Below are 15,936 nucleotides of genomic sequence, written 5' to 3'. Positions count from 1 at the left end.
CCCGGCTCCCGCGCAGGTTTTACCTCACTTAAAAACTCCGCTCAAGATTAAGCAGGAAGCCCCGGTCTGACGCCCCGTCCTCTTTCCAGTGATAAGCGTTCATGCCAAAGGTGACGTTACCGGCCTGATAGTTCACGCCCAGAAGCGCCTGGCCATTCAGGCTGCCGCTTTTTTTACCGCTCTCCACGTTGAATTTTTGTCCCTGCAGCCCTTCAAGGCTCGCCTGGCGTCCGCTCTGGCTGAAGCTCAGGTTTGGCCCCGCTTCCAGCGTTGCATGGGCACCCCAGCCGTGCTGGCCGGCATAGTTCAGACGCAGCCCCGTGACCACATCCACCGCCGTTTCGCTGTAGCGGCTCATGGTCAGGTTGAAGTCGCCTGCGCCCTGCTCCTGATAGCCGTCGTTTATCTGATGGCGCAGCTTCACGCCGGCAAACGGCGATACTGTCAGGCCTGGCTGAAGCTCAAATTCCCTTACTCCTTCGCTGCGGAACGCCATGTGCTGCTGGCGTCCTGAGGTGGTGGCGATGCGGTTTACCCCTTCAAAGCCGATCTGGCGGCTGCTGTTCAGCTGATAGAGATCGTAACGCAGGCTGTTGTTCCAGCGGCTGCTCTCACCCAGTTTCAGGCTCTGATTAAATCCGAAGAACTGGCTGTAACCGCCGGTCAGACCGTTATCACCGGCACGCTGGCTGCTGTTGCCGCCGCTCCCGGTCAGCCGCGCCATACCGTAGGTCGCCGTGAGCTGACCAAAGCTGGTGTCGAAACGCTGGCCCAGCGCCATCATGTCGTAGGTGACCTTGTTGGACATCTCGGCGCGTTTATCGCCCTTCGCCACCAGATTAAACGACAGCCCGCTTTCGCTCGTCACCGGCGCATTTTCCGCGAGCAGGGTAAAGCGCTGCCCCAGCACGCGGGCCTCCTGGTTCAGGCTGGTTGCCTGCGCGCCAGAGACCTGCATCAGCGCCCTGTCCAGCGCCTGCGGGGTGGTGACGTTGAGGCTGTTGAACAGGGCATTGTTGGTGTAGCCCGCGTCAAGCGCATCGGCCAGGTTGGTCAACCTGCCGTCAGTGATGACCTCCGCATAAGCCTTTTTAGTCAGAGTCACATCCACATTGCCTTGATCATTAAGGCCTGATTTAGCGCTCCACACCGCTGAGGTTGAGTGGATGTTCTCCTGACCGGTGACGCTGTCAGCCACCAGGACGTTGTTGAAGGTCACTTCTTTGCTGTCAGTTCCTGCGGCAAAGCCGGTATCAATCGACACTGAAGGGTCTACAGAGAGCGCACCCGCAGTCAGAGAGCCCGCCGTACCGTTGCTGTTGGTGCCTATCACGTAGTTGCTCAGCACCATCACCGACTGCGACGGCTCTGTGGGAAGAGTCGGCACACCGGCAGGCGATGGCGTGGTCATATCGCTGCCTTCCGTCGCCGTGCCCGCTTTAAAGATCCCGCAACCGTTGTTATCACCGCACAGCAGGTTTACCTGTCCATTATTGATGAAGGTGGCTTTGGCAGACCTGGCATCGAATGCCCAGGAATCATTTGCCCAGACGTTGATCACTCCCTCTGCCCGGTTATTGACGGTGGTTCTTGCGCCGCTGGCGCTGATCCCTACCAGGCCGGTTCCGTTGGTGCCGTCCTTCTGGCCCTGCTCCGTACCCACATTGATGACGCCAGCGTTGATCGCCTGCATTTCATACGCGGTTCCGTCAACATAAATGGCCGTGGCATTGTTGCCCTGGACCCGAATTTCACCCTGATTGAACAAAGAAGTCCCGCGATTCAGGTTAATTACCTTTGAATCCTGCCCCGTGCCAGAAATCAGACCGGTGGGGGTGTTATGCACCCAGGCGGATATCGAAGCGGGGCCGGGAACGCTGGTCAGCGCGCCGTACCCGTCAGTGGCTAAAATTTTCCCACTGTTGATAACGGATTTTGACGCCGTCTGTGAAATCAGATAATTATCCGCTCCCTTAACCGCCTTACCGCCGTTACTGATTACTCCCTCCGCCAGATTAAAGACCTCGACGTTGCCGGAAACCACCGCCGCCCCGTCAGTGGTTCCGGTGAGGGTGCCGCCGTTAACCAGTTGCCCCGCGAACAGATCGCTGCCTCCGGAAGTGGTTAAGGTACCGGTGTTGTAAAGCTGCATAATGCGATCCAGCTTGCCACCCGGGTTAACCTTGAGGCTCCCTTTGTTCACCAGCCAGGCTTTGCCAGTAAGAAGAAGTTCACCGCCAGCATTGACGTCGATAGTGCCCGCGTTATAAATGTCTCCGCGGGTACTGGCGTTGAAGAACAACAAATTATCAACAGTCAGAGACTCACCCGCCGCAAGGCGCTGTGCGTCGTAAATAACGGGATGATTAAGGATATTACCGGTGCCCCACTCAGCTGCATCTGCATCTGCATCTGCATCTGCATCTGCATCTGCATTATTCACTTTAACAGTGCCCCGGTTGATAATCTGGCCGGTGCCGTCGGTATAAAACGCCTGGCCGGCATCAGTGTTAATGACGATCGCCCCGGTGGTGTCGTTAAGGGCAAGGCCGCCGTTAAAAGCGCCCAGGCCATAAAGCAGACCGGCATCAGCATGATCTGATGTCAGGGTAATGGTCCCCTGATTCACCGCCACCGATCCAGGTTGATCGGCCACCATACCGAAGCCGGAGTTCGTCACGGCGATATCAGCGCTGTTAAGCGCATACCCCTTCGCGCCATAGGCATACATGCCCGCACCGCGCATCCTCAGGCGGGTAGCATCGGCATCGCTCCATGCCGTTTTTTTGCCGGTAAACGCACCGCTGTCATCGGTCAGCAACTGCAGGGAGTCCAGGGTAATGGTGCCAGAATTTATCACCCGTCCATTGTTGCTCAACAGGCCAAATGCACCGGCACCGGCTACGTCAATCGTGCCAGCATTTACAGCCTCTCCCCCGTCGCGGACAGTCATGGCGAAAAGGGTATTACCTCCGCCATATTCAAAAACAATTCTTCCTCCCAACCCAAAACTGGCGGGAAGCAGGGATTTGCGAAGGGTAAACTTTCCATTTTCAGCGTTTGTTAAAGTGGCGTTATCCGCATAGGCTAACGGATAAAAACTGGTTCCTGCGCCCTCGCCAAGATAACTGATATGGCCCTGATTAATAAAAGCAGCGCCCTCTTCAAGATTTATCAGGTTGATAGAATTATGCCCTGACAGCTCAATCTCTCCCGCATTTTGCACCAGGTTGTTTTTGCCGGTTATCATGAACAATGTGGGCTTGCTGGCTCCGGTGTAAATTTCCGGGATAAAATGGTAGGCGGCATCGAGTGAAAATCCGCTATCCAGCAGAACGCGGTTATTTTCCCCTGTGAGCGTCAGCAGTTCCCGCTGATTGTTGACCCCAGCCAGCCCGGTACTGGTCACCCATGAAGAGGTTCCTGAAACCACTATGGAATTATTGTTGCCCGTGACCGCAATACCACTGCTGTAATTATGATCGTTTTGCTCCTCACCTTCGGAAACCACCTCATAGCGCATGTTGATGCCGCCATTCAGCGTGATGCTGTTGTCCTCACCGGTAACCAGGATACCTGTGTTCCGCGCAGGCCTGAGCGGCATGCTGTCCGGTACGCCCTGGTAATCAAAATTTACCGCCCCGTCAACAATCAGGGTATTGCCCTGTCCGGCCAGCTTCACGCCCGTTAAATCCGGCACGTTTTCGCCCGGCGCGGCCATCAGAATATCGCGGATATCCACGTTGCCTTTAACATTCAGCACCCCCTGATTGCCGGTGATACTTGCGCCTGTTGCTGAAAGACGATGTTCCCCCGCCTCCACCGCCATATTGCCGTTGATCGCTGCCTGAAAACGATCGCCACTGATGAGCACGCCGGTGGCATTATCAGACACTGAAATCGTGCCCTTGTTGGTGAAGGTGAGGTCGTCTGAGGTCAGCTTTACACCGGTGCTGTTGAGATCCTTTACCGTGATAGTGCCGGTATTGAGAATGCTGCTTCGCGCACCGGTCATACTGACCCCTGTCGCGCCTTCCCTTACCGCTATATCGCCATTGAGGTTAACCCTGCCGCCTTCGCCATTAACGATCAGCCCGGTGGAACCTTCGCCCGTTACGCTGGAATCACCGTTATTATTTACGGTTGCGCCGTCACCGTTGATCACCACAGCCGTGCCGCCTGCTGCAATATTAGTAGGGCCATTATTATCCACGATGGCATTGTCGCCATTCACTTCCACACCGATGGCAGCCTCACCCGTGATGGAGCCCTCTCCGTCGCGAGAGGTATGGGAGGCATTGCCGTCAATCACCACGCCTTTTCCCCCCTCCGCCACGGAGGTGTCACCGGTAAGGATATTTTTCGTGTTATCACCGACAATCAGATGACCGATCTGCCCGGTATCGACCTGGCCGCCGCCGGGAAGATGATTGATCTGACCATCCCCTTCGCGTTTATCTTTGACGTCCCAGTCATCGTAATTTTTGCCTCCGTCTGCACCGCCATCGGTATCGCCACCTGAGCCACCATCGGTATCACCACCTGAGCCGCCATCGGTATCGCCGCCTGAACCGCCATCGGTATCGCCCCCTGTGCCACCATCGGTATCGCCGCCTGAACCGCCATCGGTATTGCCACCTGAGCCACCATCGGTATCGCCGCCTGAACCGCCATCGGTATTGCCACCTGAGCCACCATCGGTATCGCCACCTGAGCCGCCATCGGTATCGCCACCTGAACCGCCATCAGTATCGCCACCTGACCCACCATCGGTATCGCCACCTGACCCACCATCGGTATCGCCACCTGTGCCGCCATCGGTATTGCCACCTGTGCCGCCATCGGTATCGCCACCCGATCCCCCGTCCGATCCACCATTATGATGGCTGCCCGATCCGTTACTGGCATGGTTTGCAGCGACCGCAACCACGCCCAACAGGGCTGAGGTGCCTGCGACAGAAAGCAGAACCTGCTCACCGTGCCGCGCTTTTTCCACTTCAGAGGCCTGTTCAGCCAGGCATTCCGCTGTGACAGCCGTTTTTTGGGATTCTGTTAGCTGCGCAGAGTTTTCCTGACAGGCGCTTTCCGCTGGTGCGCTGACTGACGAGCTGGTGTGATTAACGGGGGCTGAAGAGAGGTGTGCTGTATCAGCAAACGTCTGATGACTTAACGCCATTGAGATACAGACTGAAAGGATGCTGAGTGTAGATTTCTTTGGGTGCATGATAACTCTCCTTGGTATGCACTGATTACTGTTCCATTGCATGGCGGGCCTTAATCAATCAGGCTCCCTGCTGGTCCTTAGCCTTGTCCCTCTTACCATCCTGATAAGGGAGAATTTATATCGACGTATTCGTTAAATACTTTATGGCAACCAGACTAAAAGCAGCCTTAGATTTGATTCAGATCAAACTTATATCTGCTTAAAAAATTTATTCCCAATCCGGGGTGGAACTCTACCTGAAGGTGCTTATTGATTCGCCGCATGTTATAAGCGATCAATTAACCCCAATCAATAGATACTTAATGATAAATATCCCCAGGCGATCGGGGACCCCCGCCCGTTAAATAGATGTGAAATTAATAAAAATTAAGGCAGGAACAGAGAAATGAAATTATGGAGAGTGCTAATAATTAATCAAAAAATAATTAATACATATCAGTTTTCAGCTGAAGTTCTGCGAGGGGTAAAAGGAGTGAGCAAATTATTTCAAAGCCAGAAAATGAAAGGGCAGCCTGTTACCAGAAACTGCGCCCTCTCACTTCCCTGCCGGAGAATTATTTTCCGCGAGCCAGACAATTCTGGTAACGGCCATCCACGCGCTGCGCGAACCAGGCGGTGGTCAGATTACGGGTGATTTTGGGGCTTTCGAGTTTAATGCCGGGCAGCATCTCTCTGGGCTGGCGCTTGCCACCATTTTTATCGGCCAGGGCGAACACCTGTTTCCAGAGATCGGTTTTTGCAAACGCCTCGCTGTCACCTTTTTCCAGGGCATTGCGGATAGTCCGGTCGCTCATATCCAGACGTTTGCCCAGCGTGCGCACGGCCAGCTCTGTTGAACCCGCCGTGTCAGAACCGTACTGAATCAGATCACCGTCCAGCGCCAGCTTTATCCCACTTAGCCGTGAAACCGCCGCCTGGAATGCCGCATTCCGGCTGGCATACCATCCGGCATTGAAATCGGCAAAGCGGTAAATCTGGCGGCTGTAATCTGCCGGATATCCCAGTAAATGCATCGTGCCAAACCAGACGCCACCGCGACGGGTAAACACCTCACGACGAATCGAGCCATCGATCGGATACGGATAGCCTTTGGCATGGGCTTCGGCAAACTCAATGCTCACCTGCATTGGCCCCCCGGTATGAATGGGGTTGAGGTTGCCAAACAGCGTCTGCCCCATCGGCACCATATTGATAAAATCATCAAAAATGGCGCTCAGCTCTTTTTCACTGCGCACGTTGTCCAGTCTTGATGTGTAGCTTTTACCGTTCGGGGATTTAATCATCAGCGCGGTGCGAACCACAAAAGAGGGGATATGTAATTTGCCTGCCCGACGGTCAATTTCACCCCAGGCAATTTTTGGCAGGCCCGGCACGCCAGCATCCGCACTGAAGGTGGACTCCTGATCGGCAACGGCGATGACGGAACAGAGATTTGACACGGAGGGATCCAGCCCCTGACCGTTAAACGTGGCGAAGATATCATTGGTCCAGCCCTGACGATCGCTGACCTTTGCGGGCAACAACCGGGCGATTTGCGCTTTAACATCGGCGGGTTGCCGCTCGGGGATCTGTTTCTCAGGCTGGCTGCTACAGCCTGCCAGCACCAATAAACCCAACAGAGAAAGACGGTTCAGGGCAGCCATAACGTTCCTTGCAATTTAACTTGCCCTGAGGGTACACAGCCCGGCGGCAGGATGCCATCAGAGAGCGGGAATTTCTCAAGACTACTCGCAGGTCAGAACGGCATTGAGTGTGGAGGTCCAGCTTCCCGATAATGCGTTTGAGTTCACGGTAACAGCCAGCGGAATGCTGGTTCTGTCGCCGCTGGAAAACCAGGAGGCGCCAGAGCTGAACGTGCCTTTGTCGGTGGGATAAACCAGAATACCCGTATTTTGCCCCCCCAGGTGCACAACACCATCACTGAGAAGATCGCTGCCTTTGAAAGTAACCTGACCTTTTCCCGTTTTAGTAATCTCCAGCTCAGCTGTGTAGTTTACTCCCTGATAAAGTTCGCCCAGTTCGACGCTCTTCACGCTGGAGCCACAGGATAAAGATTTGCTGACTGAAATATCAGACAAGCCAACGTAGTCTCTTTTGCCATCATCGGAGACAATTTTAAATCTGACGGAGATCCCGGGACTGCTGGCTGCATAAGCATCGATAGTCCCCGAAGCATTGAATGTCCCTTGCACCAGCGGCCCCGTATTCCCGGTGTTGGTATTGCAAACGGTTCTGGATTGGGGCTTTCCGGACATCTCAATAGAGACGTTATAAGCAATGGTACCGAGAGCGGCACACCATAATCTCCAGGAGCCGCCTGCGGGGGGCCTGCTTGAGGCGCGATAGGATGCTGAGCCTTTTGAAGGGAGATTCACGATAAGATCTGCGCTCTGGCTACTGAAGGAGAGCAACCCGGTACAAATCAACCCGACTTTTTTATAAAAGGTAAAGCGTGGAAAATAATGCCGGGTAAAATGTCTGAATAAAAATAGAGAGTAAATTGCTGAACAGTGTTTGAAAGCTTTCATTTCTCACCTTTGGAATAATCAATTGCATTTTATGAACACAATTAATCCTTTCAGATATTTCTGCTAATCCTGAGCCGGAAATAACCTGGCTGCACGTTCCCGACAAAGCATTTGGATTGCAGAAAAGTTAACGCAGGGCTGTTTCAACTGAATGACCCCAGTCACCAGAAGTGATGACAGGAGACTATAATATCAGCCCGGGTTTATAGTTATCATTACGGCGGGAAGTATGACTTAACTCGGTAAAAGCGTCAAAACATAAATAAAAATTTAAAATTAACATAATATTATTTTTATTGCATATGCACTTATAAAATAAAACATAACAATATTATAATTAAATTTAAATTAAGAAAAAATTAACTCATCAGACACATTAAGCGCGTTAACTCAGGTCAGGAAAAACATTTTCAGCTAAAGATGAAGGTCCCGGAAGGCACGCTCTCCGGGACAGATGACGTTATTCCCAGCGTGCCGCCGACTGGCGATCGCTGTCGCGGGATTCCACCCAGCGGTCGCCTTCCGGCGTCGCTTCACGCTTCCAGAACGGCGCGCGGGTTTTCAGGTAATCCATAATAAATTCAGCGGCCGCAAAGGCTCCCCCACGGTGTGCCCCACTGACGCCGACCATCACAATTTCATCGCCAGGGAACAGCTCGCCGATTCGGTGAATGACCGTAACGCGCTGCATCGGCCAGCGCTCACGCGCTTCAGTGACAATCTCCGCCAGCGCTTTTTCGGTCATGCCTGGATAGTGCTCCAGCGTCAGGGCAGAAACGTTATCGCCCAGATTGTGGTTGCGGACTTTGCCGGTAAAGGTCACTACCGCGCCATCTTCATCACAAGCCGCCAGCCAGCGATACTCTTCGCCCATATCGAACGGCTCTGTGCCTACTCTGATTCGCGTTTCCATTTCAGCCTCCGGTCACCGGTGGGAAGAACGCCACCTCATCACCCGCCTGCAGCGCGTGCTGGGGCGAAACCAGCGTCTGATTGACCGCAGAGAGTACCTTGCCGGACTCCAGCGCCAGCGCCCAGCGATCGCCTTTAGAGGCCAGCGCTGTTCTTAACGCGTCGACCGTAGCGTAATCCTGCGTCATGGTGACGCTCGCCGTGCCAACCAGCTCGCGGATTTGAGCAAAAAACAGCACGTTAATCATGAGGCACCGCCTGAAAATCACCCGATTTGCCGCCGCTTTTACTGAGTAAACGGCACTGTTCAATGCTGATGTCTTTCTGCACCGCTTTGCACATATCGTAAATGGTCAGCGCGGCAACGCTGGCCGCGGTTAAAGCCTCCATCTCCACGCCGGTTTTCCCGGTGAGACGACACAGAGTCTCGATACGAACCTGGCTGTTAGCCTCGTCAGCGGTCAGCGTCACTTCCACTTTGCTCAGCAACAGCGGATGGCAGAGCGGGATCAGTTCCCAGGTGCGCTTGGCGGCCTGAATACCGGCGATGCGGGCGGTAGCAAACACATCGCCTTTGTGATGGCTGCCGTCAACGATCATCTTCAGCGTCTCAGGGTGCATCTTCACAAAAGCTTCTGCGCGGGCTTCGCGCACGCTGTCGGTTTTGGCGGAAACATCCACCATATGTGCCTCACCAGAGGCATTGATGTGGGTAAGTTGTGACATTCAGGGCTTCTTCACATGCGAGACAAAATTACAGGGACGGGTGCGGGCATCAAGCTGCTCCTGAATAATCCGCTCCCACGCGCTCTGGCAGGCACCGGTTGAACCGGGGACGGCGAAGATCACCGTCTGATTCGCCACGCCAGCGACGGCACGGGACTGTAATGTCGAGGTGCCGATTTCTTCATAAGAGACCATGCGAAACAGTTCGCCGAACCCTTCAATTTCGCGATCGAACAGCGGCAGCAAGGCTTCCGGAGTGCTGTTTTTGCTGTTGAACCCGGTGCCGCCGTTGATCAGCACCACTTGCACATCGCGGCTGGCTATCCAGCTTGAGACCACGGCACGAATACGGTAGCGATCGTCTTTTATCAGCGCGTGATCCAGCACCTGATGGCCCGCTTCAGTCACGGCTTCGCGCAGGTAATCACCTGAGCTGTCACTGGCCGCATCGCGGCTGTCTGAAACGGTGAGTACAGCGACATTGAGCGGGATAAATTCCGCAGAAGGTTTGCCCATTTTTAACGTCCTTAGTGTTAACCGCCGATATAAGAGAGGTTTTGCGTAATGCCGGTGTTGCCCTGATGCAGAAAATGCGTCTGCTTTTTGGTTCTCAGGCTGGCGGCAATACGTTCCTGCAGCTCCTGCTGCTGACCGTCGTTTTGCAATAAATCCCGCAGGGAAACGCCGCCATCGCCAAACAGGCAGAGGTGGAGTTTCCCGGTGGCGGAAACGCGCAGACGGTTACAGGTGGCGCAGAAATCTTTTTCATAAGGCATGATCAGGCCAATTTCACCCTGATAGTCAGGATGACGGAAAACCTGTGCAGGTCCGGCACTGCGTTCGCTGACCTGACGGATCCATCCCTGCATCAGCAGACGATCGCGGATCACTTCACCAGAGACATGATGATTGCGGAACAGATCGCCGCCGTCGCCCGTTTCCATCAGCTCGATAAAGCGTAGCTGAACCGGACGTGTACGGATCCACTCCAGGAAGGTTTGCAGACTATTATGATTAATGTCGCGCATCAGCACGGTATTGACTTTCACCTTGCTGAACCCCGCCTCAAAAGCGGCGTCGATCCCCTGCATGACCTGGTGAAACTTGTCCTGTCCGGTAATGGCGTGAAACTGGCGGGCATCCAGACTGTCGATGCTGACGTTCAGCGCGGTGAGACCGGCATCGCGCCATTTGGCGACATCGCGTGCCAGCCGGTAACCATTGGTGGTCACGGCCAGTTGGCGGATGGCGCTGTTTTCGCGTACGGCAGCGATGATATCGGTAAAGTCACGCCGCAGAGAGGGTTCGCCCCCGGTCAGGCGCACTTTTTCTGTGCCCGCAGCCGCAAAGGCACGGGTGACACGCCGGATCTCATCCAGCGACAGGAAGCTTTTATTGGTTCCCCCGTGAGGCTTGTAGCCGTCAGGCAGGCAGTAGTTGCAACGAAAGTTGCAGACGTCTGTGATCGACAGACGCAGGTAATAGAACTTGCGATCGAAGTTATCAGTAAATTGTGACACCAGAACACCTTTCCAAAACGGGAGATGCAGGCATTTCTTTCTGCACCCTGGCAACACGTGGTTGCGGCCAAAGCACCCTATCCGCAGACGTAGGTACAAGGGCTAAGTGTGATTTACCGAACACCGGTAGATCTTGGTGAGAAAATTCTACTGCTAAACCTCGGGTGTTACCAGAACTGAGTTTCGCTATGTATTTTGATATATAACGATTTTTGGCGTATTTTAAGCGCAATTTACGCTAAAATAGACGCACAGCCCCCGGCATGGGGCTGCACTCAAGACTGAATAAACAAAGGATTTTCATGCGTAATCGCACATTAGCCGATCTCGACAGAGTGGTGGCTTTAGGGGGTGGACACGGTCTGGGCCGTGTGATGTCCGCCCTTTCCCCTTTGGGATCCCGTCTTACCGGTATTGTAACGACCACAGATAATGGCGGATCCACAGGCCGGATCCGTCGCTCCGAAGGCGGCATTGCCTGGGGAGATATGCGTAACTGCCTGAATCAGCTGATTGCCGAACCCAGCGTGGCATCAGCAATGTTTGAATACCGTTTTACCGGCAATGGCGAACTTTCAGGCCATAACCTGGGGAATCTGATGCTGAAAGCGCTGGATCATCTCAGCGTGCGTCCTTTTGAAGCGATCAATCTGATCCGTAACCTGCTTAAGGTCGATGCCTTTTTGATCCCGATGTCAGAGCAGCCGGTGGATTTAGTGGCGGTCGATAGCGAAGGTAATCAGGTTTACGGCGAAACGGAAATCGATCAGATGCAGCTTCCGCCGCAGGAGATGATGCTGTCGCCTAACGTCAGCGCCACCCGTGAAGCCATTGAAGCGGTGGCCGAAGCGGATCTCATTCTGATTGGCCCCGGCAGCTTCTATACCAGCCTGATGCCGGTGCTGCTGATGCCGGATATGGCTCAGGCTCTGCGCCGTACGCCAGCCACTATGGTATTTATTGGTAATCTGGGCAGGGAGCTCAGCCCGGCGGCAGCGCAGCAGACGCTGGCAGGTAAGCTGGCGATGATGGAAAAATATATCGGTAAGAAAGTGATAGATGCTGTGGTGGTTGGGCCATCGGTGGATGTCAGTGGTGTCAGCGACCGGCTGATTATTCAGGAGCCGCTGGAGGCTGCCGATATCAAGTACCGGCACGACCGCCAGCTGCTGCATATTGCGCTGGAGCATGCCATTCAGGCGATCAGGTGACGATCCGGCATTAAAAGCAGCGGGGAGATTTACCCTGCCCGCTGCAATCAGCCAGAATAACAGCCGTCTGCATCAGCATCCGTGTCAGGCTTTAAGCTGTCATCGCCCACCGCACCCGACACAGAAAATTACCTCACTGCGCCGCACCAGCCTATGAAGCCGCAATAAACAGCTCACGGATTTGATGCAGCTGATCGCGCACGTTAGCGGCCTCTTCAAACTCCAGGTTCTGCGCATGCTGCTGCATTCTGGCCTCCAGCTCGTGGATTTTTTTCTGCAGCCCTTTCGGCGAGAGATCCACCGGCTGTGCATCATCTTCCACAATGGTGCGGGAAGTTTTGCCACGCCCTTTGGTTTTGTTCTTGTTAAGCCCCTGCCCAAGCTCAAGAATATCAGCGATTTTCTTGTTAAGCCCCTGCGGTACGATGCCGTTCTCAGCGTTGTAAATTTCCTGCTTCTCGCGGCGACGTTCCGTTTCACCAATGGCTCTGAACATCGACGGCGTGATTTTATCGCCGTAGAGAATAGCTTTACCGTTGATGTTACGTGCGGCGCGACCAATGGTCTGGATCAGCGAGCGTTCTGAACGCAGGAAGCCTTCTTTATCCGCATCCAGGATAGCGACCAGGGAAACCTCCGGCATATCCAGCCCTTCCCTCAACAGGTTAATACCCACCAGCACATCGAATTTACCCAGACGCAGATCGCGAATAATTTCCACGCGCTCAACGGTGTCGATATCTGAGTGCAGATAGCGTACGCGCTCGCCATGTTCGGTCAGATACTCGGTTAAATCTTCCGCCATGCGCTTGGTCAGTACCGTGACCAGCACGCGTTCATCAATCGCTGCCCGCTTACGGATCTCCGACAGCAGGTCATCAACCTGGGTGGCTACCGGACGCACTTCAATTAGTGGGTCCAGCAGGCCGGTAGGCCGCACAACCTGATCGACCACATCGCCACCCGATTTTTCCAGCTCGTAATTGCCAGGCGTGGCGGAAACATAGATCGTCTGGGGAGCAAGCCCCTCAAACTCCTCAAACTTCATCGGGCGGTTATCCAGCGCGGAGGGCAGACGGAAACCATACTCCACCAGCGTCTCTTTCCTTGCGCGGTCACCCTTATACATGCCGCCTATCTGTGGGATGGTAACGTGGGATTCATCAATCACCAGCAGGCCATCCGCAGGCAGATAATCAAACAGCGTGGGAGGCGCTTCGCCTGGCCCACGGGCAGAGAGGTAGCGCGAGTAGTTTTCAATGCCTGAGCAGTAGCCCAGCTCATTCATCATTTCCAGGTCAAACTGCGTACGCTGCGAGATGCGCTGCTCTTCCAGCAGCTTGTTGTTGGCCATCAGCACTTTGCGGCGATCGGCCAGCTCCACCTTTATCTCTTCCATCGCCTGTAGGATGCGCTCGCGCGGCGTAACGTAGTGCGTTTTAGGGTAGATGGTGTAACGCGGCACGATTGAACTGACCTGCCCGGTGAGCGGATCAAAGATCGACAGACGTTCCACCTCTTCATCAAACAGCTCAACGCGCAGCGCATAGTCGTCAGATTCCGCCGGGAAGATATCGATCACCTCGCCCCGCACGCGGAAGGTGCCACGCTGGAAAGCCTGATCGTTACGGGTGTACTGCAATTCTGACAGCCGGCGCAGGATCGCGCGCTGGTCAATCACCATGCCGCGCGACAGGTGCAGCATCATCTTCAGATAGAGGTCCGGATCGCCCAGACCGTAAATAGCCGAGACCGAAGCCACCACTATCACATCCCGCCGCTCCAGCAACGCTTTGGTGGCAGAGAGACGCATCTGCTCGATGTGTTCGTTCACCGACGCATCCTTTTCGATAAAGGTGTCAGAGCTTGGGACGTAGGCTTCCGGCTGATAATAGTCGTAGTAGGAGACGAAATACTCCACCGCGTTATCCGGGAAAAACTCTTTCATCTCGCCATAGAGCTGCGCGGCCAGGGTTTTGTTGGGTGCCAGTACCATCGTCGGGCGATTCAGATCGGCAATGACGTTGGCCACGGTAAAGGTTTTACCAGAGCCGGTGACCCCGAGCAGCGTCTGATGCGCCAGCCCGTCTTCCAGTCCCTCTTCAAGGCGACGGATAGCCTCGGGCTGGTCACCGGAGGGTTTGAAATCGGAGTTGAGTTTAAAGACTTTGCTCATTGAATGGCTACCTGGTAATGAATTGCACGAACTGGATCCTGATTTTACTCTGCCGTTGCGATTTTACCAACAAAAAAGACTGGATATAAACCCAGTAATTTTGCATGATGCAACAGAAGCAAGCATAACGTCACTTTGCCGTTTCAACCAGGCGTGATGAAAAGAAAGCGCGCAGAGGTTATCCCCAACAGGGGTCAGAAGTTTAACATTTGTCAAGCCTCGCTGACAAAATGCCATGACGGGGATAAGGGCGAATTTTCGTAAGCTTGCTTTTCAATAAGTTATTGATTTATAAATAGTTGAAGGGAAAGATGAGTTTAACGCCAACTCGTGCTCAACCCGCGCCCGCTCTCGCTTTCCGTAAGTTTTCAGACGCTCATACACATGGTTATCCACAGGAATGGTGGATAACTGATATCAGCGCCCGACCCGTCTGATGTGTATAAAGCACTAACCGGGTGCGATCCGCTTCGCAAAAAATTTTTTTGGTTTATTTTCGCCTTTGCCCCAGGGTTTAATGGTACTGAAAGGCATATTCCCTCCTGTATCGCCACCCTTTTTTGCGCTTTTTTTCACTTTCATGACAGCGCCAGAATGCTTCGCTAACTGGCAGTTGCACCATCACCTTCTCCCCCACAGCACCTGCAAAGTGCAGCTAAATATTCCCCCGGGAAATTATGTAACTTTTATTACTAGTTACACAGGCTAATCATCAGGGCTCAGAGGTTTTTCCAGGACTTTCGCTATGTTGGCCTGCCAATTGCAGGTTCATTTCACCGCCTCACGCTTTCTGACACCAGAGCGAGGAGCACAAAGCCGCAGGCGTTTCGCAGGAAACGTTGACGACTGTTTGCCACACGACGCAGAGCGGAGGCAGTCAGGTGCGATCGAAAACTGTCTGGAGGAGAGTGTCAGATGCTCAGCTTACGTTCAATCAACCAATTTTACGGCCAGAATCACATCCTGTGGGATGTGGATTTAGACCTCCCGCCTGGCACCTGTACGGGTGTTCTGGGGCAGCCGGGTATGGGCAAAACCACGCTGGTTAACTGCATCATGGGGCATCTGCCCATCAACAGCGGCTCGATGATCTGGCAGGAGGAGAATCTCCCGCCGCAGAATTTGCTGTTGCAGCCGATGGAGCAGCGTGCCGCTCTGGGGATCGGTTATGTGCCACAGGGCCGCCAGCTCTTCTCACAGCTCAGCGTGGAGGAAAACCTGCAAATCGCCCTGCTGGCGGGGGCGGGAATGGAACGCCACCGGGCAATTCCGCAGATGGTTTACGACCTTTTCCCGGCACTTTACTCTCTGCGGCATCAGCGCAGCGGCGATTTGCCGATCGAACAGCAGCAGCAGCTTGCGCTGGCAAGAGCGCTGGTGTTACAGCCTAAACTGTTGATTTTAGATGAGCCAACCGAGGGCATGTCGCCCTGGCTGGAAGAGGAGATGGGCAACCTTATCCACCGTCTGAATCACGATTTTGGACTGACCATACTGCTGCTTGAACAGCGCATCTCCTTTATCCGCAAGGTGGCAGATTATTTCCTGCTGCTGCACCGGGGACGCAATGTTGCCCACGGCAAAGTGGCACAACTGGATGAGAGTATGGTCAACACCTGGTTAACGGTATCCTGAAAGG

11 protein-coding genes and 1 riboswitch are annotated in these 15,936 nt (G+C 54.1%); of the genes, 2 read left to right on the top strand and 9 right to left on the bottom strand.

Translation table 11 applies throughout. The features are described 5' to 3' along the window. Positions 1-28: 28 nt before the first annotated feature. The 8 genes from VRC33_RS07295 to moaA all read right to left on the bottom strand — a co-directional run bounded on the left by VRC33_RS07295 (position 29) and on the right by moaA (position 10,913). Complete coding sequence (locus tag VRC33_RS07295; protein WP_338576952.1) at positions 29-5,224, bottom strand: autotransporter outer membrane beta-barrel domain-containing protein; 5,196 nt, start codon at positions 5,222-5,224, stop codon at positions 29-31. A gap of 554 nt (positions 5,225-5,778) precedes the next feature. Next, positions 5,779-6,867 (bottom strand): DUF1615 domain-containing protein, encoded by a 1,089-nt coding sequence (locus VRC33_RS07290; RefSeq protein ID WP_338562328.1) that lies wholly within the window; start codon positions 6,865-6,867, stop codon positions 5,779-5,781. Between the two features lie 81 nt (positions 6,868-6,948). Continuing rightward, on the bottom strand, positions 6,949-7,416 hold the full coding sequence (locus tag VRC33_RS07285; protein ID WP_338576950.1) for a hypothetical protein: 468 nt from the start codon (positions 7,414-7,416) through the stop codon (positions 6,949-6,951). Positions 7,417-8,212: 796 nt separating this feature from the next. After that, entirely contained in the window at positions 8,213-8,665 is a 453-nt protein-coding gene (gene moaE / locus VRC33_RS07280) for a molybdopterin synthase catalytic subunit MoaE (protein WP_338562323.1), read from the bottom strand. A 1-nt stretch (position 8,666) separates the two neighbouring features. Next, on the bottom strand, positions 8,667-8,912 hold the full coding sequence (gene moaD / locus VRC33_RS07275) for a molybdopterin synthase sulfur carrier subunit (protein ID WP_338562322.1): 246 nt from the start codon (positions 8,910-8,912) through the stop codon (positions 8,667-8,669). Then, entirely contained in the window at positions 8,905-9,390 is a 486-nt protein-coding gene (moaC, locus tag VRC33_RS07270) for a cyclic pyranopterin monophosphate synthase MoaC (RefSeq protein WP_338562320.1), read from the bottom strand. Before moaC ends, moaD begins: the two co-directional genes overlap by 8 nt. Then, complete coding sequence (gene moaB, locus VRC33_RS07265) at positions 9,391-9,906, bottom strand: molybdenum cofactor biosynthesis protein B (protein WP_338562318.1); 516 nt, start codon at positions 9,904-9,906, stop codon at positions 9,391-9,393. 17 nt (positions 9,907-9,923) lie between these two features. Continuing rightward, entirely contained in the window at positions 9,924-10,913 is a 990-nt protein-coding gene (moaA, locus tag VRC33_RS07260; RefSeq protein ID WP_338564130.1) for a GTP 3',8-cyclase MoaA, read from the bottom strand. Further along, positions 10,900-11,031, bottom strand: a riboswitch (molybdenum cofactor riboswitch). Its footprint overlaps the gene before it by 14 nt. 181 nt (positions 11,032-11,212) lie before the next feature. Here moaA and yvcK point away from each other — a divergent pair. After that, positions 11,213-12,121 (top strand): uridine diphosphate-N-acetylglucosamine-binding protein YvcK, encoded by a 909-nt coding sequence (gene yvcK / locus VRC33_RS07255; RefSeq protein WP_338562316.1) that lies wholly within the window; start codon positions 11,213-11,215, stop codon positions 12,119-12,121. A gap of 151 nt (positions 12,122-12,272) precedes the next feature. On the opposite strand, the gene uvrB is transcribed toward yvcK, so the two are convergent. Further along, the gene (gene uvrB / locus VRC33_RS07250; protein WP_338562314.1) at positions 12,273-14,297 is read right to left on the bottom strand and encodes an excinuclease ABC subunit UvrB; all 2,025 of its coding nucleotides are present in this window, start codon (positions 14,295-14,297) and stop codon (positions 12,273-12,275) included. A gap of 915 nt (positions 14,298-15,212) precedes the next feature. Between uvrB and VRC33_RS07245 the strand changes: the two genes are divergently transcribed. Beyond that, positions 15,213-15,932 carry an ATP-binding cassette domain-containing protein gene (locus tag VRC33_RS07245; RefSeq protein ID WP_338562308.1) on the top strand — a complete coding sequence of 240 codons (720 nt, stop codon included), beginning with the start codon at positions 15,213-15,215 and terminating at the stop codon, positions 15,930-15,932. Positions 15,933-15,936 lie beyond the last annotated feature (4 nt).

It is taken from the genome of Erwinia sp. E_sp_B01_1, from assembly GCF_036865545.1.
In the GTDB taxonomy this organism is placed as follows: domain Bacteria; phylum Pseudomonadota; class Gammaproteobacteria; order Enterobacterales; family Enterobacteriaceae; genus Erwinia.
Note: the sequence above shows the minus strand (reverse complement) of the source record. Positions and strands in the feature narration are given on the sequence as shown.